17 protein-coding genes and 1 pseudogene are annotated in these 20517 nt (G+C 59.0%); 11 read left to right on the forward strand and 7 right to left on the reverse strand.

The window, feature by feature from the left end:
* Positions 1 to 3: 3 nt before the first annotated feature.
* From ccoO to LG374_RS08880, 4 genes are all read right to left on the reverse strand, one after another.
* The gene (gene ccoO, locus LG374_RS08865) at positions 4 to 615 is read right to left on the reverse strand and encodes a cytochrome-c oxidase, cbb3-type subunit II (RefSeq protein ID WP_225758014.1); all 612 of its coding nucleotides are present in this window, start codon (positions 613 to 615) and stop codon (positions 4 to 6) included.
* A 23-nt stretch (positions 616 to 638) separates the two neighbouring features.
* Positions 639 to 2060 carry a cytochrome-c oxidase, cbb3-type subunit I gene (gene ccoN / locus LG374_RS08870; RefSeq protein ID WP_225757355.1) on the reverse strand — a complete coding sequence of 474 codons (1422 nt, stop codon included), beginning with the start codon at positions 2058 to 2060 and terminating at the stop codon, positions 639 to 641.
* Positions 2061 to 2373: 313 nt separating this feature from the next.
* Positions 2374 to 3166, reverse strand: a protein-coding gene (locus LG374_RS08875; protein WP_225756001.1) for an IS5 family transposase whose coding sequence is annotated in 2 segments (ribosomal slippage) — positions 2374 to 2901 and positions 2903 to 3166 — 792 coding nt in all. Because the reading frame shifts where the segments join, the coding sequence is not laid out codon by codon here.
* Positions 3167 to 3323: 157 nt separating this feature from the next.
* Positions 3324 to 3977 (reverse strand): alpha/beta hydrolase, encoded by a 654-nt coding sequence (locus LG374_RS08880; protein WP_225757356.1) that lies wholly within the window; start codon positions 3975 to 3977, stop codon positions 3324 to 3326.
* A gap of 31 nt (positions 3978 to 4008) precedes the next feature.
* On the opposite strand from LG374_RS08880, the gene LG374_RS12535 reads away from it, so the two are divergent.
* The 11 genes and pseudogenes from LG374_RS12535 to LG374_RS08935 all read left to right on the forward strand — a co-directional run bounded on the left by LG374_RS12535 (position 4009) and on the right by LG374_RS08935 (position 16143).
* On the forward strand, positions 4009 to 4116 hold the full coding sequence (locus LG374_RS12535) for a lipoprotein (protein WP_115612824.1): 108 nt from the start codon (positions 4009 to 4011) through the stop codon (positions 4114 to 4116).
* A complete protein-coding gene (lysA, locus tag LG374_RS08890; protein WP_225757357.1) occupies positions 4106 to 5353 on the forward strand; it encodes a diaminopimelate decarboxylase in 1248 nt (415 codons plus the stop codon). Before LG374_RS12535 ends, lysA begins: the two co-directional genes overlap by 11 nt.
* 114 nt (positions 5354 to 5467) lie before the next feature.
* Positions 5468 to 6871: a 3-isopropylmalate dehydratase large subunit gene (gene leuC / locus LG374_RS08895; RefSeq protein ID WP_225757358.1), complete on the forward strand. Its 1404-nt coding sequence runs from the start codon at positions 5468 to 5470 to the stop codon at positions 6869 to 6871.
* Positions 6868 to 7494: a 3-isopropylmalate dehydratase small subunit gene (leuD, locus tag LG374_RS08900; protein WP_225757359.1), complete on the forward strand. Its 627-nt coding sequence runs from the start codon at positions 6868 to 6870 to the stop codon at positions 7492 to 7494. The genes leuC and leuD overlap by 4 nt, the downstream gene beginning before the upstream one ends.
* Positions 7495 to 7505: 11 nt before the next feature.
* Positions 7506 to 8591: a 3-isopropylmalate dehydrogenase gene (leuB, locus tag LG374_RS08905; protein WP_370639310.1), complete on the forward strand. Its 1086-nt coding sequence runs from the start codon at positions 7506 to 7508 to the stop codon at positions 8589 to 8591.
* A 102-nt stretch (positions 8592 to 8693) separates the two neighbouring features.
* Positions 8694 to 11921 carry a FimV/HubP family polar landmark protein gene (locus LG374_RS08910; RefSeq protein WP_225757360.1) on the forward strand — a complete coding sequence of 1076 codons (3228 nt, stop codon included), beginning with the start codon at positions 8694 to 8696 and terminating at the stop codon, positions 11919 to 11921.
* Positions 11922 to 11929: 8 nt separating this feature from the next.
* Complete coding sequence (gene truA, locus LG374_RS08915; RefSeq protein WP_225757361.1) at positions 11930 to 12727, forward strand: tRNA pseudouridine(38-40) synthase TruA; 798 nt, start codon at positions 11930 to 11932, stop codon at positions 12725 to 12727.
* Positions 12714 to 14225 carry an NAD(P)H-hydrate dehydratase gene (locus tag LG374_RS08920; RefSeq protein WP_225757362.1) on the forward strand — a complete coding sequence of 504 codons (1512 nt, stop codon included), beginning with the start codon at positions 12714 to 12716 and terminating at the stop codon, positions 14223 to 14225. Before truA ends, LG374_RS08920 begins: the two co-directional genes overlap by 14 nt.
* A gap of 110 nt (positions 14226 to 14335) precedes the next feature.
* A pseudogene (locus tag LG374_RS08925) lies at positions 14336 to 15128 on the forward strand (IS5 family transposase).
* A gap of 104 nt (positions 15129 to 15232) precedes the next feature.
* Positions 15233 to 15820: a hypothetical protein gene (locus LG374_RS08930; protein ID WP_225757363.1), complete on the forward strand. Its 588-nt coding sequence runs from the start codon at positions 15233 to 15235 to the stop codon at positions 15818 to 15820.
* A 47-nt stretch (positions 15821 to 15867) separates the two neighbouring features.
* Positions 15868 to 16143, forward strand: a complete 276-nt coding sequence (locus tag LG374_RS08935) for a hypothetical protein (protein WP_225757364.1) — start codon at positions 15868 to 15870, stop codon at positions 16141 to 16143.
* 150 nt (positions 16144 to 16293) lie between these two features.
* Here LG374_RS08935 and LG374_RS08940 read toward each other — a convergent pair whose 3' ends face one another.
* From LG374_RS08940 to LG374_RS08950, 3 genes are read right to left on the reverse strand one after another with little or no spacing between them, the layout of a single operon-like run.
* Positions 16294 to 17385, reverse strand: a complete 1092-nt coding sequence (locus LG374_RS08940; protein ID WP_225757365.1) for a tol-pal system YbgF family protein — start codon at positions 17383 to 17385, stop codon at positions 16294 to 16296.
* Positions 17386 to 17394: 9 nt separating this feature from the next.
* Positions 17395 to 18948, reverse strand: coding sequence for a tol-pal system YbgF family protein (locus LG374_RS08945; RefSeq protein ID WP_225757366.1), 1554 nt, complete (start codon positions 18946 to 18948; stop codon positions 17395 to 17397).
* Entirely contained in the window at positions 18945 to 20513 is a 1569-nt protein-coding gene (locus LG374_RS08950) for a tol-pal system YbgF family protein (RefSeq protein WP_225757367.1), read from the reverse strand. Before LG374_RS08950 ends, LG374_RS08945 begins: the two co-directional genes overlap by 4 nt.
* Positions 20514 to 20517 lie beyond the last annotated feature (4 nt).

Raw genomic sequence — 20517 nt, forward strand, 5'->3', positions numbered from 1 at the left:
CTGTTACCGATTATGTTCTTTGAAGGCGATGCCGAGCCCTTGCAGGTAGGCAACGAGCGCGTCCATTTCGGTTTTGTCTTTGAGTGCTTCGTCCACGCTGTCAATGTCCGCCTGGGTGTAGGGTTCGCCCAGTTTGATTTTGGTGCGGATACTCGCCTTGGTAAGTTCGACGTTGGCCGGACGCTTGTTCAGCCACGGGTAGGCGGGCATATTGGATTCAAGCACAACGCTGCGCGGATCGGTGAGGTGTTTGTGGTGCCAGTCATCGCCATATTTACCGCCAACGCGGGCGAGATCCGGGCCGGTGCGTTTGCTGCCCCACTGGAAGGGGCGGTCGTACATGCTTTCTTCGGCGACGGAGTAGTGACCGTAGCGCTCAGTTTCCCAGCGGAAGGGACGGATCATCTGCGAGTGGCAACCGTAGCAGCCTTCGCGCACGTAGATATTGAAACCGGCAAGGCGCAGCGGTTCATAGGGTTTGACGTAGCCGTCTTTAGGATGCATCTGGTCGTCAAAGAACAACGGCACGATTTGCACCAAGCCGCCCCAGATGACGGCAAAGAAGGTGAGGAGGCCGAGGATGACGACGCTTTTTTCGACGCGTTCGTGGCTCATGATGTTCATGTGGTGTTCCTTCCTTATGCGGGTTGGGCTTCGAGGGTGGTAACGGGCTGGGTTTTCGCACCGAAGGCGGTTTTCCAGCAGTTATAGGCCATCAGGCAGACGCCGCTCAGGAAGAAGCAGCCACCGAGGAAGCGGACAAAGAAGAAGATGTATTTTTTGCTGAGGATTTCCACAAAGGTGTAGGTGAGGGTACCGTCGGGGTAGGTCTCGCGCCACAGGAGTCCTTCCATGATGCCCGCGACCCACATGGAGGTGACATAGAGCACGATGCCGATGGTCGCCAGCCAGAAGTGAATGAAGATGAGGCGGGTAGAGTGCATCTCGGTCTTGCCGTAGAGACGCGGCAGCATGTGGTAGATGGAGCCGATGGTGATCATCGCCACCCAGCCGAGCGCACCGGAGTGGACGTGGCCGACGGTCCATTCGGTGTAGTGCGACAGTGCATTCACTTCTTTGATGGCCATCATCGGGCCTTCAAAGGTGCTCATGCCATAGAAGGACAGAGCAACAAAGAGGAAGCGGATGATGGGGTCGGTGACGAGTTTGTTCCAGGCGCCGGAGAGGGTCATGATGCCGTTGATCATGCCGCCCCAAGAGGGTACCCAGAGGATGACGGAGAAGGCCATGCCCAGCGATTGCGTCCAGTCCGGCAGGGCGGTGTAGTGCAGGTGGTGCGGGCCAGCCCACATATAGATGGAGATAAGTGCCCAGAAGTGGACGATGGAGAGACGGTAGGAGTAAATCGGGCGTCCCGCCTGTTTGGGCACGAAGTAGTACATCATGCCGAGGAAGGCGGCAGTGAGGAAGAAGCCAACGGCATTGTGACCGTACCACCATTGCGCCATGGCATCAACCGCGCCGGAATAGACCGGGTAGGAATGCAGCCAGTCAATCGGCAGGGCGAGGTTGTTGAAGATGTGCAACACGGCGACGGCGATGATGTAAGCGCCATAGAACCACAAGCCGACGTAGATATGTTTTTCCTTACGCTTGCCGATGGTGCAGAAGAAGACATAACCGTAAACGACCCAGACAACGGCGAGGAGAACGTCCAGCAACCAAGGCAGCTCGGCGTATTCCTTGCTTTGCGAATAACCGAACATATAGCTGAGGACACCCAGTACCAAGACTGCCTGGTAGCCGTAGAAGGTGAAGGCGGCGAGCTTGTCGGAGATGAGGCGTACACCGCAGGTGCGCTGCACGATGTAGTAGGAGGTGGCAAAAAGCGCGTTACCACCGAAGGCGAAAATAACGCCGCTGGTGTGCACCGGGCGCAGTCGGCCATAGGACAGGATGTCGATGCCGCCGAAGAGTGTCGGCCAGCGTAATTGTGCAGCAATGATTACACCTACCAGCATACCGATGATGGCAAAGAGGATTGCCGCCCAGGTAAATTGCCGTACCACACGGTAGTTATAGGTTGTATCCGTAGTCATCAGGATTACCTCATCTCGATTATTCAATTACCAATAATTAGAAATCCGGCAAGCCGGATATTGGGTATCAGAATAGCATTCCGGCGCAATATTAACAATCGTCAAGACGGATTTTTTCGGTGCTAACCTGCGGTTATTTAAAGAATAAAGACAGGTAGAGTTCTATTTAGGATTTCTTTTTTAGATATGCTGAAATCAAGAATGACGATGATGAATTTAATATCACCTTATATGCGCTTTTGTTGCATATATGGATTCTTTATGCCATTTCGGATAATTCCGCCATTTTTTGCGGACATGTCTTAGAGCGTGTTCATAGTCTTCGTAGCAGGACTCCCAAGAAAGCCAAAGCTACCATTTGCAGACTGGTACTCAACTTACGCTCGCAGTTTTTCCAAAGCCGTCTGTTCTTTTCCAACCAGGAAAAACTGCGCTCGACTACCCATCGCTTTGGCAATACCGCAAAGCGGTGTAATTCGTTTCGTTTGGCAATCTCTACCTCCGCACCAATCAACTCCTGTACTGACGAAGCAAATGCCTTACCCGTGTAACCACCGTCAGCAAGGATTTTTTGTACCGCCCCAAGATTATCCCGCCCACGTTCCAATGCTAGCAGGCAGCCTTTTCTATCCGTAACATCCGCCGTCGTTACCGCAAGCGCATGCGGCAAACCCTGCGTGTCAACCGCTATATGCCGCTTGATACCGCTAACCTTCTTGCCCGCATCGTAGCCTTTTTCCATGGCGGTATCCGTGTTCTTCACACTCTGCGCATCAATAATCAGGAAAGTGGTTGCTTCATGATGCCCCTGCTTGCGGCGCTCCGCAACTACCTGATTTTTTTAATGCTTCCTCAAGGATGCTGATGCCACTCTCGCGTGGCTCAGTCCATCTCTGGAAGTAGGAATGCACGGTGCGCCATTTGGGGAAATCGCCCGGCAAAGCGCGCCAGGAGCAGCCAGTGCGTTGCAGGTAGAGAATGGCACAAAAGACATCGTACAAGTCCACCTGACGTGGCGCTGTGCGTTTACGGGCACTTTCCAGCAGGGGGAGGAGAGGCGCAAATTGCTCGCGACTGATATCGCTTGGGTAGGTTTTTCTGTTCATGCCGATAGTTTACAGCAGAGGCTGAGACAATGAACACGTTCTTATGCTGCTTCTCCGGCAGTAACACCCTATCGCCGGCACTGCCGTCTGCCGGAAGACGTAAAAAAAGCAGACGCCCGGTCTGCCTTTTAAATAAAGATGGATACCGCCTGGTGGTTCAGTAACCCCGCTCGTGCAGCCATTCGGCGATATCGGCGATTTGTGGCGGGCAGACTTGGTGCTGCATCGGGTAGTCGTGCCACTGCGGCGCGTAGCCTTTGTGTTTCAGTTGTTCGTGCGCGAGTCTGCCGAGGCGGTAGGGGACGACGGGGTCTTGCGTACCGTGCATTTGCAGGATAGGCGGGCAGTGGTCACAGTCAGCGGCCGGAGTGTTGGCGGCGTCGGCAAGGTAGGTGGAAAGGGCGAGGATGCCGCCGCAAGGGTGACGCAGGCCGTGATAGAGCGCGATGACGCCGCCCTGCGAGAAGCCCGCGTAGAGGATGTGGTCGGCGGGAATGCCTTGCGCCTGTTCTTCAGCGGCGATCGCGGCAATGGCAGCGGCACTGTCTTTGATGGCGGCGAGATCTTCGTCGGCGGGGTTGAAGTCGAAACTTTTGATGTCGTACCAGCCGCGCATGTTCATGCTGTTGTTGACGGTGATCGGGCGCACGGGCGCATGTGGCAGGATGACGCGCGTGGTCGGGCGCAGTTCGAGTAGCGGGATGACGGGGGCAAAGTCGTTGCCGTCCGCGCCGAGGCCGTGCAACCAGATAATGCTGTGTGTAGCGGTTTTTGCGGCGGGCAGCGTGATTCGGTCCGGGGCCTGTGTCATAATTTTTTTCCTTTTTTCTGGATGTTTAGTGATGCGCAGAGTGTGTTTTTTGGTCATTGTAGCGATTTTGTTTGCGGGTTGCGGGCAGAAGGGGCCGCTTTATTTGCCTGAACAGCAGGAGGCGTCTGATGCGCGCTGAGTTTTTCTCCGGGGTGGACGAGCGCGGCTGTGTGGACGGGGTGTCGCTCGCGTCTTTGGCAGACGCCTTCGGCACGCCGCTGTATGTGTACCGCGCGGCGGCGATGCGTGCGGCATTGCGCGCCTATCACGCGCACGGTCTTGAGCGGCAGGTGGCGCTGTATTATGCGGTGAAGGCCAACAGCAATCTGGCTTTGCTGCGCCTCTTTGCTGAAGCGGGCACGGGTTTTGATATTGTCTCCGGCGGCGAGTTGGAACGCGTCCTGCGCGCCGGTGGTGCACCGTCCAGCGTGGTTTTTTCCGGCGTCGCCAAGTCGGATGCGGAAATCTCGCGCGCGCTCGCGGTCGGCATCGGCTGTTTTAATGTGGAATCGCCCGCCGAGTTGCGGCGTCTGGCGGAGCTTGCCGCGTCTGCGGGCGTGATCGCGCCGGTGGCGTTGCGGGTGAATCCCGATGTGGATGCCGGGACGCATCCGTATATTTCGACTGGCCTGCGCGGCAACAAGTTCGGCGTGGCGATTGCGGATGCACCTGCGCTGTACCGCGAGGCGTTGCAACTGCCGTCGCTGAAAGTGGTCGGCGTCGGTGGTCATATCGGTTCGCAGATTCGCTCGATTGCGCCGTTCCTGGCGGCGATAGATTCGTTACTGCCGCTGGTGGACGCGCTGCTTGCCGAAGGGGCGCCGCTTGATCATCTCGATATGGGCGGTGGTCTGGGCATTGCCACGGAGGATGCGCCGGAGGTGCCATCAGCAGCGGATTTGTCGCGCGCGTTGTTGTCCCGCTTGGGCGATCGCCCGCTGCGCCTGTGTTTGCAGCCGGGGCGCTCGCTGGTTGGCAATGCGGGGCTGCTGCTGTCGCGGGTAGTGTTCACCAAAGCGCAGTCGGAGCGGCGCTTTTTGATGCTGGATGCAGCGATGAATGACTATATCCGTCCGGCGCTGTACCAGGTGCGGCCGACGATGCTGAATGTCAGCCGTCCATACGATGGGGCGGGGTTGATGGATGTGGTCGGACCGGTGTGCGAGACGGGCGACACCTTCGCGCGCGATTTTCCGATTAACGGCGAACGCGGCGATTTGGTGGCAATTTGCGGCACGGGTGCCTACGGGTTTTCGATGGCGAGTTCTTATAATTCGCGCCCGCGTCCGGCAGAGGTGCTGATTGAGAACGGCAAGGCGCGCCTGATTCGCCGCCGTGAGTCGCTTGAGGATTTGTGGGCGCAGGAGATGTTATGACGGCCGCCAAGCGGGATAAATACTGGGCTCGCCAAGCGGGGTAAAGACTGGGCTCGCCAAGCGGGATAAATACAGGGTTCTTCCCATTAGATAACAAGATAAGAAGGCTTTTTCATGTCAGGGCAAACGTTATACGACAAGATTTGGCAGGCGCATGTGGTGCGCGAGGACGCAGGGCAGGTGCTGCTGTATATCGACCGGCATCTGATACACGAGGTGACCTCGCCGCAGCCGTTCGACGGTCTGCGCAAGGCAAAGCGCGCGCCGTGGCGTACCGCGTCGATTCAGGCGGTGCCGGATCATAATGTGCCGACGCTGCACCCGGAACGCGGCATTGCCGACCCTGTCGCCCGCGCGCAGGTAGAAGCGCTGGAAAGGAATTGTGCCGAGTTTGGGGTGCGCCTGTTTGACCGCCTCGACAAGCGGCAGGGGATTGTCCATGTGGTCGGGCCGGAGCAGGGCCTGACCTTGCCTGGTATGACGTTGGTCTGCGGCGATTCGCATACCTCCACGCATGGCGCGTTCGCCGCGCTGGCCTTCGGCATCGGCACGAGCGAAGTGGAACACGTCCTCGCCACGCAATGTCTGCCGCAGAAAAAGACGAAGGCGATGCGTATCCGCATCGAAGGCAAAATGCCCGCCGGCGTGTTCGCCAAGGATTTGATGCTGGCGGTCATCCGCACCATCGGCGCAGCGGGCGGCACGGGCTACACGCTGGAATTTGCCGGCAGTGCGGTACGGGCGCTGTCCATGGAAGGACGGATGACGATGTGCAACATGTCGATTGAGGCGGGTGCGCGCGCCGGACTGGTCGCGGTCGATGACACGACGGTGGACTTTCTGCGCGGGCGGCCTTTTGCGCCGCAGGGCGCGTTGTGGGATCAGGCGGAAGCATACTGGCGCACCCTGGTCAGCGACGCCGATGCCGTGTTCGACCGCGAAGTGCTGCTGGATGCGGCGGCGATTGCGCCGCAGGTGAGCTGGGGCACCTCGCCGGAAATGGTCATCGATGTCGGCGGCCATGTGCCACATCTTGATGACGCGCGCGACGCCAACCAGCGCGATGCCTACGCGCGCGCACTGGCCTACATGGGGCTGCGCGAGGGGCAGGCGATTGACGACGTACCGCTGGATGCCGTCTTCATCGGCTCCTGCACCAATGCGCGCATTGAAGATTTGCGCGTTGCGGCGCAGATCGTCGCCGGCAAACGCGTGGCCAGCGGCATTGAAACGGCGCTGGTCGTGCCGGGTTCCGGGTTGGTAAAAGCACAAGCGGAAGCAGAAGGGTTGGATCGCATTTTTATGGAAGCAGGCTTTGAATGGCGTTCGCCCGGCTGCTCAATGTGCCTCGCCATGAACGCCGACCGCCTCAGTGCGGGTAAACGTTGCGCCTCCACCTCGAACCGCAACTTTGAAGGGCGGCAGGGACAGGGTGCGCGCACCCATCTGGTCAGCCCGGCGATGGCGGCAGCAGCAGCCGTGGCGGGGCATTTTGTTGATGTCAGGGAACTACTATGAAAGCATTCACCACCGAAAGCGGCATACTCGCTCCGCTCTACCGCAGCAATATCGACACCGACGCGATCTTGCCGAAGCAATACCTGAAACTCATCACAAAAAGCGGCTTCGGCCAGTACCTCTTTGACGACTGGCGCTATCTGCCTGACCGTGCACCCAACCCCGCCTTCGTGCTGAACGAAACGCGCTACCAGGGCGCAAAATTCCTGCTTGCCGGGGCAAATTTCGGCTGCGGCTCCTCGCGCGAACACGCGGTATGGGCGCTGGACGAATACGGCTTCCGCGCGGTGATTGCGCCATCATTCGGCGACATCTTTTACAGCAACTGCTTCAAAAACGGCGTCCTGCCCGCGCAAGTGGAAGAAGCCACCGCCGAAGCACTGTTTGCCGCGACGCAGGCGGCGGAAGCGGTAGAAATTACCGTCGATCTGGACGCACAGCGGATACACTGCGGCGCGAACAGCTACCTGTTCACCGTGGACGATTTCCGCAAACACGCGCTCTACTACGGGTTAGATGACATCGGCCAGACCCTGCAACACGCCGCCGACATCCGTGCATTTGAAGAGCGGCATAAACAGCGGTTTCCGTGGTTATACGCGGGTCATTCTGAGGAAAATTGAGGATATATATTATGAAGAACATCTTGTTACTCCCTGGCGACGGCATCGGCCCGGAAATCATGGCAGAAGCGGAAAAAGTGCTGCGCCTCTTGCAAGAACGCGCCGGGCTGGCTGTAACCCTCGATACCGCCCTGCTTGGCGGCTGCGCGGTGGATGCCAGCGGCGAACCGTATCCGCCGGAAACCCGCGCCAAAGCGCGCGCGGCTGATGCCGTACTGCTCGCCTGCGTCGGCGGGCCAAAATGGGACAACCTGCCGCGTTCTCAACGACCGGAAACCGGACTGCTCGCCATCCGTGCCGACCTCGGCCTGTTTGCCAACCTGCGTCCGGCACGGGTACTGGACACCCTCGTCGAACGTTCCTCACTCAAAGCCGAACTCGTGCGCGGGCTGGACATCCTCATCGTGCGCGAACTCACCGGCGGCATCTACTTCGGGCAGCCGCGCGGCCTGGGGCAAAACGACGCCGGCGAACGCGAGGGTTACAACACCCTGCGTTACAGCGAAAGCGAAGTGCGCCGCATCGCGCGCGTCGCCTTCACCGCCGCCCAGGGACGGCAAAAACGCCTCTGTTCCATCGATAAAATGAACGTGCTGGAAAGCTCGCAACTATGGCGCGACATCGTTACCGAAACCGCTGCCGACTTCCCTGATGTGACCCTCACGCATTTACTCGTGGATAACGCCGCCATGCAACTGGTGCGCAACCCGCAACAATTCGATGTTATCGTCACCGGCAATCTTTTCGGCGACATCCTTTCCGACGAAGCCTCGCAACTGACCGGCTCTATCGGCCTCTTGCCATCCGCCTCCCTGCGCGAAGACGGCGTCGGCCTGTTTGAGCCCGTGCACGGTTCCGCGCCCGATATTGCTGGGAAAGGCATTGCTAACCCGTATGCCATGCTGCTTTCGCTCGCCATGCTCTTGCGTCACAGCCTGCACGACGAAAAACACGCCCGCCTGATTGAGGCAGCTGTAGAAAACAGCATCGCTGCCGGGGTGCGCAGCGCCGATCTTGTTGCAGCCGGGCAACAATCTTCCGGCACCGCCGCTATCGGTGATGCCGTGTGTCGCTATCTTGCGACAGAATTGCCATGAACTGTGGAAAAGATTACTTGCTTGTAAAGCTACGGCTGCATATAATTTCATTGTTGTTTTTATGATACCGCCGTAGTACCCATACGGCCGAAGGAGCACAGTATGAACAGGAAACAAACGCCTGCACGTTTGCGCCATGCCGTTGCATTGGCAGTTGGGTTGGGATGCAGCAGTGTCGCCGCATCCATCGGATTAGGGCCTATCCAAGTCAATTCCAGCATCGGCCAGCCCATGAGCGCCACCATCCGCGTGGACGGCCTGGACGCCGCCACCGCCAAAGGTGCCACCGTACAACTTGCCAGCGCGGCAGCGTACCGCGCGCGCGGCATCGAACTCTTGCCCATCCACCAGAAGCTGCGCTTCAGCTTGGTGCCATCGGGCAAAGGCTACGTTATCCGCGTCACCAGCACCACGGGCATCCGCGAACCCTTCCTCAACTTCCTGCTGACCATCAACAGCAATGGCAGCACCATCACCCGCGAATACGCCGCCTTCTTCAATCAGGACCCGCTCAACCCGGGCTTGGGTAGCGCCCCGACTTTGGCAGAAGTGCCGAAAGGTGAGGCAACGTCGCCTGCAACAAAAGCCAAGTGCAAAAAAGGCAAAAAGTGCAAAGAAACGGCGCAGGAACCGGAACAAATTGCTGCCGTACAGCCCGCAAAATCCAAACTCGATTTCAGCGCGTCCAACCTGAACAACCGGCAAGTAGCGTCCGTTGAAGACGAAACTGTCCGTAACGACCGTATCGCAGCGGAAAAAGAAGCTGCCAAAGCCAAGGCAAAAGAAGCACGGGAAGCGAAAGAACTTGCTGCTCGCAAAGCAAAAGAAAAAGAGCGTCTTGCTCAAAACAGGAAACCGACCCCGCTGCGTGCTGCCAATCCAAACAGCGAAGGCTGGGGCGGGTATGACGTCCTTGCCGGGGGGGCAAAACAGACCCCGCCGCCAAGCAAGCGAAGCGAAGATGGCCGTTATTCCTATTACTCGGCTGACGTCAAACCGGGCAGCATCGCGGTTGGCAGTACCTACGGTCCGGTGCGCGACAACGAAACCCTCTTTTCCATTGCCAACGCCGCGCGTCCGTCCGAGGACGTATCCATCCAGCAGATGATGCGTGCTATCTACAACGCCAACCGGGGTTCCTTTGCCCATAACAACATGGGCAACTTGATGGTCGGCAGTACCTTGGTTATCCCTGATCCGGGTGCGGCAACCGCACCTGCTCCGGTCAAAGCGGCGAAAAATACCGATATCGCGGCGAACGACAAACCGGCGAAAAAAGAGAAAAAAGCTGACAGCGCGCCTGGCAAAACAGGAATTGCCAAAGCAGATATTCCAGCCAAAGCGGAAGAGACTATTGCTGCTGTAACGCCCGGCGCAGAAAACAACATTGCCGCGAATGATGCACAAAACCCGCCCGTCGCTCTCGTACAGAACGACGCCCCGGCTGAGATCGCGACCCCGCCGGAAAACAACGTACAAATGGATGGCAACCAGCTCACCCTGGATAACAGCGAAACCTTGGTCGCCGATAGCGGCAAAGCTGCCGAAAGCCCGGCAGCACCCGCTGCAGAACAAAATCCGGAAGAACAAAGCGCTGCCTTGCCTGCACAGGCAGAAAAAACCATCGAAGTGGCTGCTGCCAACGAACCGGCTGCACCGCCAGCCATCCCGGCAATGGAATCCAAACCTGTGGTTGCCGTCGTCGAAGAACAGCCAACCGACAAAGTCTCAACCGGTATGCCGCTACCGCTCCTGGCCGCTGCCGGTGTGGGCGTGCTCGGCTTAGGAGGCGCTGCTGCCTACTTCATCACCCATCGCCGCCGCCGCGACGACGACAGCATGGAAGAATTCTCGCAAGAAGAAATCGACCAAATGGTGTCGGAAATGGAAGCTCGCGAAGGCATCAAGGCTGGACACGATATGGAAGCGGGCGATCCCAAACCGCGCCGCAAAGCCGAACCCGTGGCGGGGCATGACCCAGTTGCTGACTTGGAAGGCCTGCAACAACTCAACAGCCAGCTCTCCGAACTGGAAAAGCTGAACGAGCAAATCGGTATCCCGAGATTCGTGGACGACGGCGAACCCCATTCCGCCGACGAACTACCGGACGACTTCTTCAAAGATCTCGAACTGCCGGGCGACGAAGAAACCGTCCCTGTTGCAGCTGCACCACAACCTGCGGCTGCCGAGGAAGAACACGATTTCTTCAGCGATCTCGAAGCCTTTGCCGCCGAAGAACCGGCATCGGCTCCCACAAGTCACAGTGCCGCAACCACAGACGACACCGACTTTGACTTGCCTGATTTCGGTCTGGATGAAGCCCCGGCTGCCGCAGCTTCCGCTGCCAAACCCAGTTTGGCTAAAGCCGAGCCCGCCGCACAACCAGCTGCCGCTGAAGCAGACGACTTTGATTTCCTCAACTTCGCCGCCGACGAGCCGGCTGTCAAGGCAGAACCAGCATCGCAACCTGCCGCTGCTGCAGATGATGACCTCGACTTCCTCAGCTTCGCTGCTGACGAACCGGTTGCCAAAGAAGAACCAGCGCCACAGATTGCTGCCACTGATGATAGCGACGATTTCGACTTCATTAGCTTTGCCGCTGAAGAACCCGCAGCCAGCGAACCGGTCGCGGCTGCCAAAGCAGAACCCGCTGCACAGCCAGTAGCCGATGATGGCGACGATTTCGACTTCATCAGCTTTGCCACAGAAGAACCGGCAGCCCCCGCCGTAGAAGAAAAGACTGCCACGGCCAGCGCCAGCACGGGCGATGATGATCTCGACTTTTTCAACAGCCTCAGCCTGGCCGACGATAGCAGCGCGAGCACACCTGACGCCGCAGCCGAGCCGGAGATTGTCGATGAAGATCACAACGTCCTTGATTTCTTCGGCAGTGATGAAGAACCTGCGCCTGTCGTGGCAGAAGAAGCCCCGGTTGCTGCTGAAAAACCGGCTGTCGCACACACTCACAGCGTCGTCAGCGATGCCGTGGTTGTCGCCGCCCCGGCCGCTACCGAAAAAGCCGAGAGCGAAGCCCTCGACTTCTTCTCCTTGCAAGACGAACCGGCTGCCCAACCCGCTGCCGCCGCCCAACCGGCACCTGCTGCCGCACCGCAAGCAGCACCGGTACGCCCTGTTATCACGACCATCGCTCCGGCTTCATCCGACATCGATATCGAAGCGATGGAAATCAACCTCGACATGGCTACCTCCTTCATCGTCATGGGCAAAGCCGAAAAAGCCCGCTCCTGGCTTGATGAAGTGCTGGTATCCGGCAGCGAAGCGCAAAAAATCCGCGCCCGCAGCATGCTAGAACAACTCGAAAAAGCCTGAGGGGCACGATGACCACACGCTACGCCGTCGGCGTCGAATACGACGGCACCCATTACGCGGGCTGGCAGCGCCAGCCCTTTTTTGCGTCCACCATTCAGGAACATATCGAACGTGCCCTGAGCCAGGTCGCCGCCGAAACCATTACCACCACCTGCGCCGGACGCACCGATGCTGGTGTGCACGCCACCGCACAAGTGCTGCATTTCGACACCCGTGCCGAACGCAGTCCCTTCGCCTGGCTGGCTGGTACAAACCGCTACCTGCCCACCGACATCCGCCTGCAATGGATCACCGCCGTTGCTGACGACTTCCATGCGCGTTACAGCGCCACCGCCCGCCATTACCGCTACCTCATCCGCCACCGCGCCCAACCGAGCGCGCTTTGGGCACAACGCTGCCACTGGCACAAAAAGCCACTCGACTCCCTGCTCATGCACCAGGCCGCGCAGCCGCTCGTTGGCGAACACGACTTCAGCGCCTTCCGCGCCGCCGAATGCCAGTCCAAAACCCCGTGGCGCTGCATTCACCGCATCGATATCCGCGAAACGCACGGCTGGATCGCGGTGGACATCAGCGGCAACGCCTTTTTGCACCACATGGTGCGCAACATCGTCGGCACCCTGCTTGCCGTCGGCGATGGCCGCGAAAGCGGCGACTGGCCTGCCGCCGTCCTCGTTGCCCGCGACCGCAAACAGGCCGGCATGACCGCCCCGGCACAAGGCCTCTACCTCAGCGGCGTTACCTACCCGCCCGCCTACCTCCTGCCGCCCACCCCGCACGCCTGGATACCTGATGACTTCCCCTGACCTCATTCCATTGGCCGATGCCGAGAGCATCCGCCGCCTTGACCACCTCACCTGCGAGCGCCAGCACATCAGCTCGCTAGCACTCATGGAGCGCGCCGCCAGCCGCTGCACCGAACGCCTACTCGCCCACTACCCTGATAATCGCCATTGGACCATCGTTGCCGGCGCAGGCAATAACGGCGGCGACGGCCTCGCTATCGCCCGCCAACTGCAACTACGTGGCCACCACATCACCGCCTACCACCCACAACACCGCCCGACCAGCCCCAACCACACCGCAAACGCCGCCCGTCTCAAGCGCCTCATCCCCACGCATGACCTCGCCGCTTACATCCCACCCACACGCGGCATCCAGATTGACGCCCTCTATGGCGTCGGCCTGAACCGCCCGCTTGCTGCTGCCGACACCGACCTCATCCGCGCCATGAATCGTGCTCCGGTGCCAACCGTCGCCATTGACCTGCCTTCCGGCCTGCGCGCCGATGATGACAGCCCCGCCCCCATCATCCGTGCTGCACGCACCCTCTGCCTCGGCTGCCCCAAAGCCGCACTACTCTGGCAAGAAAACGAAGAATACGTCGGCACCTTGGAACTCGTCCCCATCGACCTTGACCGCGACGCCCTCGCCGATACCCCCGCCGCCGCGCGTTGGCTCACTGCCGCCTGGCTGCGTGACCAATACCGCCCCCGCCGGCGCTTTGCGCACAAAGGCGACGCCGGACGTCTGCTCATCGTCGCCGCTAGCCGGGGCATGACCGGCGCAGCCATCATGGCCGCACAAGCCGCACTGCGCGGTGGCTGCGGCCTGCTCACCGCCCATTTGCCCGCCGTGTGCTGCAGCGCCTACCATGCCGCCGTCCCCGAATCCATGACGGATGCCGACGCACACCCCGATCACAACACCCGCCTTGACCACGACATCCCTGCCGATGCCCTGCTCGTCGGCTGCGGCCTCGGCACTCACCCCGACAGCGCTGCCCTCATTGCCGACCTCAACACGCGCTACCACGACCGCGCCATCCTTTGGGACGCCGACGCCCTCAACCTCATCGCCCGTGATTCCGCCTTGCAACAACTACCGCCGCGCAGCATTCTCACCCCGCACCCCGGCGAATTTGCCCGCCTGTATGGCAAAGCACTCACCCACGACCGCGAACGCATCCCCGCCGCACAAGCACTGGCCGCACGCATGGGCGCCGTCATCGTTCTCAAAGGCAAATACAGCATCATCAGCGCGCCGGACGGCACCACCGTCATCAACCCGACCGGCAATGCTGGTATGGCCAAAGGCGGCAGCGGCGACGTCCTCGCCGGCCTCATCGCCGCCCTGCTCGCCCAGGGCTATGCGTCTTTTCCCGCTGCCTGCCTGGGCACCTACCTGCACGGCCTCGCCGCCGACCTCGCTCTGGAAACAAGCGCTATCAACAGCCTGACCGCCAGCGATATCATCGCCGCTATCCCCACCGCCTGGCGCAGTATTGCTTGTACGCCCGCTTGATATAGTTCAATAGATAAAAACGTGCTACCACAGGTAGTACGGCAAGACGCAGCGTTGCCACGTTTTTTAGAACGAGTTCATAGTCTCCGCCCCTGCTATAAACTATCGGTATGAACAGAAAAGACTACCCAAGCGATATAAGTCGCACACAATTTGCTTTTCTTCTTCCTCTTTTGGAAAGTGCCCGCAGACGCACAGCACCGCGCAAAGTGGATTTGTACGATGTCTTTTGTGCCATTCTCTATCTGCAACGCACTGGCTGCTCCTGGCGCGCTTTGCCGGGCGATTTCCCCAAATGGCGCACCGTGCATTCCTACTTCCAGAGATGGACTGAGCCACGCGAGAGTGGCATCAGCATCCTTGAGGAAGCATTAAAAAAATCAGGTAGTTGCGGAGCGCCGCAAGCAGGGGCATCATGAAGCAACCACTTTCCTGATTATTGATGCGCAGAGTGTGAAGAACACGGATACCGCCATGGAAAAAGGCTACGATGCGGGCAAGAAGGTTAGCGGTATCAAGCGGCATATAGCGGTTGACACGCAGGGTTTGCCGCATGCGCTTGCGGTAACGACGGCGGATGTTACGGATAGAAAAGGCTGCCTGCTAGCATTGGAACGTGGGCGGGATAATCTTGGGGCGGTACAAAAAATCCTTGCTGACGGTGGTTACACGGGTAAGGCATTTGCTTCGTCAGTATAGGAGTTGATTGGTGCGGAGGTAGAGATTGCCAAGCGAAACGAATTACACCGCTTTGCGGTATTGCCAAAGCGATGGGTAGTAGAGCGCAGTTTTTCCTAGTTGGAAAAGAATAGGCAGTTTTGGAAAAACTGCGAGCGTAAGTTGAGTACCAGTCTGCAAATGGTAGCTTTGGCTTTCTTGGGAGTCCTGCTACGAAGACTATGAACACGTTATTAGAGTAGTGAACAAAATGGGGGTTAAAAAAAGCGTAATGGACAAAACGGGTACTAAAAAACGCCGCAGCCCTTACGCTGTAAGGCTTTCGGGAGTTGAAAGCCTTTGAACACAAAAAATGCCTTTTTTGCGGCTCCAAACAGGTCAAGAAGAACGGTACCCGTGATGGCAAACAACGCTACAAATGCACCGCTTGCAACAAGCGTTCCAGCGGTGGCGGCAGACTTGACCCTGACACCCTCTGGCAGCTTTACAGCGACGGCAAGCAAAGCGCCGCACAGTACGGATGCAGCCTCAAAACTATCCGCCGCCATCTTGCCAAAGCAGTCACGAAAGCGCCCGGCGTGACCCCGCAGGCGGCAGTTAACCTCATCGTGGACACCACCTACTTCGGGCGGAAATGGGGCGTCATGGCGCTGTATGACGCGATCAGCAAGCGGGCGCTGTCGGTGCTCGAAGTCAAGAATGAGACGATTGAGCACTACCGACAAGAGGTCGCAGCGCTGCAAGAAAGAGGCGTTGTGATACAAAGCATTATCTGCGACGGACGCAGCGGGCTGCTGCAAGCCTTCCCCGGTATTCCGGTGCAGATGTGCCAGTTTCACCAGATCAAGATCATCGTCCGCTACCTGAGCAAAAAGCCGAAAAGTGAGGCGGCACGCGGGTTGCGGGGCTTGCGCTGACGGGTAGCAGCAAAGACCGCTTTATCGAGAACCTGCATGACTGGCTGATGCGGCACGAAGCCTTCCTGAATGAATGCAGCGTGAATGCAGAAACAGGCAGATCGCACTACACGCATAAGAAGCTGCGCAGCGTCTACCATAGCCTGAAGCGATATTTACCATGGCAGTTTACCTTTGAGGATTTCCCTGCGTTGAGCATCCCAAACACAACCCATCTGCTGGAAGGAAAATTCGGCGACATGAAGCGGCTTTTGAAGTGCCATCACGGGCTGAAGAAAGCGAATAAGATACTGTTTATAAATGATTATTTTGCGAAGGGATAGCCTCAAAAGCACCCGTTTTGTCCATTACGCCTTCTTTTAACCCTTTTCGTTGCATGAGCGCTATGAGTCCCTCAAATTCCCCACCGGATATCCGGTGGGGTGTTTTTTTTATTTCCGCACGACACCGCTTGGCGGTACCGTGAGGCGGGTTCATGTCTGCCTGCTACCTTGCAGACGGGCGATGGCCTGCGCAATGATGGCGGCACGCGGGTGATCGGGATAGCGCGTGTGCAGTTGTTGCAGGAGTGGCAGGGCTTTGTCCACCGCACCGGTTTTGGCTAGCGCTAGTGCCGCGAGGTAGTAGTTTTCGACGAGGTGCGGGTGATTGGGGTGGTTTTTCGCGAAGTTGCGGGTGAGTTCCAGCACGCGCTGGTATTGCTCGGCTTTTATCGCTTGTAGTGCCAGCGGCAGGATGCGGTCCGGTGTTATCGATTCTGGTGTGGGGGTATAGGAGCTTTCGTTATCATCGTCTACGGTATGCGGGTAGTACCACGCCATGTAGGTGAGGCCGAATGTGAGGAGCAGTTTGGAGCATATTAGTAACAGGATGATAGTCAGATCAGTGTAGAGAGGCAGGTGTTCGGCGGCACCCGGAATGGTAGCGGTGAAGGCGAGCAGGATTGTGAGGAAAATGGAAAGTAGTACGGAAAAGAAGAGGGGGCCGAGAAGCAGCATCAGGATGGTGATGAGGGTAATGCACAGGTAGCGATGGATACCGATGCTGCTGATGGCGCGAGCGATGCTTACCGGGTTGAAAAAGGCTAGTGGGGTGGGACAGCGCAGGTAGTTTAGGGTCATAGCGGGCACGAGTATCAGCAGGACGGCATCTTGCAGGTAGCTGGTGATGCTACCCAGTCCGACATGATTTAGGGCGCTTTCGGCCAGGTCGGTGAGGTAAGCGAGGGCCACAAAGCAGGCAGCATAGAGCAGGGCAGTCTTGTTACTGATGATGCTGGTGAAGGTAGCGGGGATAGGGGTATCGCCCAGTCCGGCATGGATGCGCGCCATGTTGTCGCAGGTTTTGCCGGCAAGGATAAACACGGATAGCAGGATGAGAGCTTGGGTGATGACGGTTTCTTCCAGGAGGGAGGGATGCTGGTAGTTAGTGAGGCGGGTGAGGAAGGGGAGTATTGCGAGCAGCAACAGGATACTGCTCGCCAGGACATAAAGAAGGTTCCCTGCGCTGAACAGGATGCGCAGGGTGGCCTTAAAGGCTTTGCCGTAGGTGGGCTGGCCGTGCATGGGGTGCGCTTATGGCTTGCTTTGCAGGCGGGCGATGGCCTGCGCAATGATGGCGGCACGCGGGTGGTCGGGGTAGCGGGTGTGCAGTTGTTGCAGGAGCGGCAGGGCTTTATCCACCGCACCGGTTTTGGCTAGCGCTAGCGCTGCGAGGTAGTAGTTTTCGACGAGATGCGGGTGATTGGGGTGGTTTTTCGCGAAGTTGCGGGTGAGGTTGAGCACGGTGCGGTAGTGCTGCTGTTTGCCCGCCTGTTGCGCGAGCGGCAGGATGCTATCAGCGGGAAGTGAGGCGGGATCGCTGTGCTCGAGGGTGTCGTGGATGAGGTCGTAGCTCGGGCGGTGTCCGGTAGCGGCACTATGGATGAGGCGGTGCAGCAGGGCGGGTTGCGGGTCGAGGCGGTAGAGGCGCGCGTAGGCGGGGAAGTAGGCAGCGACATCGCGCTGTTCGTTGGCGTAGGTTTTGAGGAGGGCGATAGCGCTCAGGTTGTCGCCACGGCGGATGAGGGCATCGGCACGGGCAAGGGCGAGGGCAAAGGCTTTTTGCGTTTCGATACCCATGTCGCGGGTGTCAGCATCGGCGAGCAGGCGGAAGTCCGGTTCGGCAGCAGCGGGCTGTGTCGGCGGGGTTTTGTGCAGGCTGGCGGCGGGTTGGGCCGGTGGGGTTTGTTGCTGACGGGAAGCGGCGGGTGATACAGGCTGCGGGCGGGGATTGGTCACTGTATGGAGGGAGGCGGCTATGCGGTCATCCTGGGCGGGGCTTTCGTCGTCTTCGTTAGTGCGCGGATAGAACCAAGCGGGTAGCAAGCCGTTGAAGGTCATGACTAGTGCGGTGAGGAAACCGGTAATACCGCCGTAGAGATAGACGATGGCGGGAATGGTCATTTGTTGTTTGCCGGAGAAGGCCTGCTGCAGCAAATCCCCCACGAGTCTTTTCGCCAGCATGGGGCGGAGGACTTCTGTCTCAATGTAAGAGTAAGTAAAGGCGATGATGACGATGGTAACGAGGAGCAGCAGATAACGTCCTCCGCCTATGTCACTGATGGCTTCGCGGAGATTAGCCGCATTGAACATGGATGCCCCCGTACCGTGATCGAGATAACTGAGGATCATGGCAGGAGCGATAGCGGTGATGATGCAGAGGATGAGTAGAATGATGCCGTCCAGGTATTCTTTTGCCAAGCCCAGCGCGCCAAAGATGAAACCCACAGCAGCGGTGAGCAAAAAGAGGCGCAGCAATCCTGACAGAAATCCTTTGATGCTGTCCAGTTCGCTGAGTAGTGCCAGCGGGACGGTTTCATCACCCCGTCCGGCGCGGATGCGGGCGGCGGTGTCCACAATTTTGCAACCAATCACGATGATAATGGGCAAGAGGATCAGATCGCCCATAGGGGAGGGTGAGGGTGCACCATCGCCTCCTACCTGCGCCATCATGGAGTTGACCCTGATGGCAACCGCCATCAGGTTGAAGATGGCAAATAGGGCGGCGTAGGCAAGCAGGCCCGGGCTGAAAATCAGGCGCAGGGTGCGGAGCATGGCTTCGGGTAGTGTGGGGTTGGAGCGGTTCATGGAGTAGTTTCCTTAGGATTGTTGGGGAGGGATGTTTTCAGTTCTTCAATGAGGCGGGCGATTTGTGGGGCGCGGTTGTGCTGCGGGTAGTGGGTGTACAGTTCTTCCAGCAGCGGCAGGGCTTGCTCGGTTTCGCCGCTGTGGGCGTGTGCCAGTGCCGCCAGATATTGGTTATCCACGAGGTGCGGGTGGGCAGGGTATTTGGCGGCGAAGTCGCGGGTGAGGTTGGCCACGGTGCGGTATTGTTGGCGGCGAGCGGCGATTTGCGCCAGCGGGCGGATGCTGCCGGCGAGGAGTTCGCCGGGGTCGATTTGTTCGAGTTCGGGCTGGATCAGGTCGTAGCAGGCTTCGTCACCACGAGCCGCTGCCTGGGCGATGCGGCGTAGCAGGTCACCGTCGGGTTGCAGGGCGTAATGGCGTTGGTAGGCGGGGAAGTAGGTGATGGGGTCGTGGTCGGCGTCGGTGTAGGGCTTGAGCAGGGCGATGCCGGTTTTGATGTCGCCTTGGCGCAGGTGGTCATCGGCGCGCGCCAGGTCGTGGGCAAAGGTTTCTTGCGGGCCGGCATCGTCGGCAGCGGCAGTGTCAGCGGCGGTTTCTGTCGTTTCCACTGCTTCATCGTCTGCCGCAGGAGCGGTATCCGGCTGGTTTTCTGTGTCTGCGGCGGTTACTGGTGCCGTCGTCGTTAGCGGTGTTGTTTCAGTGGCGGCAAGCGGGGCGATGTCTTTTTCTGCTTCGTCGTCTTCTTCGTCGCGCGGGTAGTTCCAGGCGGCAAGGCTGTAGGTGGCGGTGATGAGCCAGGCGAGGAGGACATTCATCAGGCCGGTGTAGAGGTAGTAGTCAGGCGGGAGGCGGCGGTAGTTGTAATGTTCTTGCAGGCTGAGCTGTTCGATGGCAGTCATGATCTGTGCCAGCGTGTATTGTTGCCAGAGGTAGGTTTCGGCGTAGGAGAAGCCGGTGATCAGCAGGGCGATGAGCGCCAGCAGGAGGAGGTAGCGGAAGAAGCCGATGTCGGCCACGGCGCTGTACAGGGCACTGGTATCCAGCATGGATTCGGTGCCGCTGCCATCAATGTAGGCAAGGGTGATGGCCGGGGCGAGAAGGTAGGCGAGGAGGGCGGCACCGCGATCGGCGTACCAGGTGATGCGCTCGTCCACGTCGAGGTTGGCGCAGATGAAGGGCGCGGCACTGAGCAGTACGCCCCACAGTGCCAGCCCGGTGAGGTACTGGATGAGCTGGTTAAGGTCGGTGTCGCGGAGCAGGGCGAAGCTGCCGCGCTGGTGGCCGTTATAGAGACGGGTGGCGTTGTCGAGGTTTTTAGCGAGCAGGAGGAGCAGGGCAGCCAGGCAGATGGCAATGGTGCTGGGAGCCGGGAGGAGGCGGGGCAGGGGGTAGATGGGCTGCGGTGTTGCGGATTCGTAGTAGATATGGGTGGTGAGGTGGCCGAGGTGGAGGGTGGCAGCCAGGGTGAGGAGGGCGGCGGCGAGCAGGATGTAGAGGAGGTTGCTCGGGCGGAAGGGATGGAGCAGGCCGCGCAGGGTGTTGCCGATGATGGTGCCTGGGTTCATGGGT

This window comes from Cardiobacterium sp. Marseille-Q4385, assembly GCF_916618745.1.
Classification (GTDB): Bacteria; Pseudomonadota; Gammaproteobacteria; order Cardiobacteriales; family Cardiobacteriaceae; genus Cardiobacterium.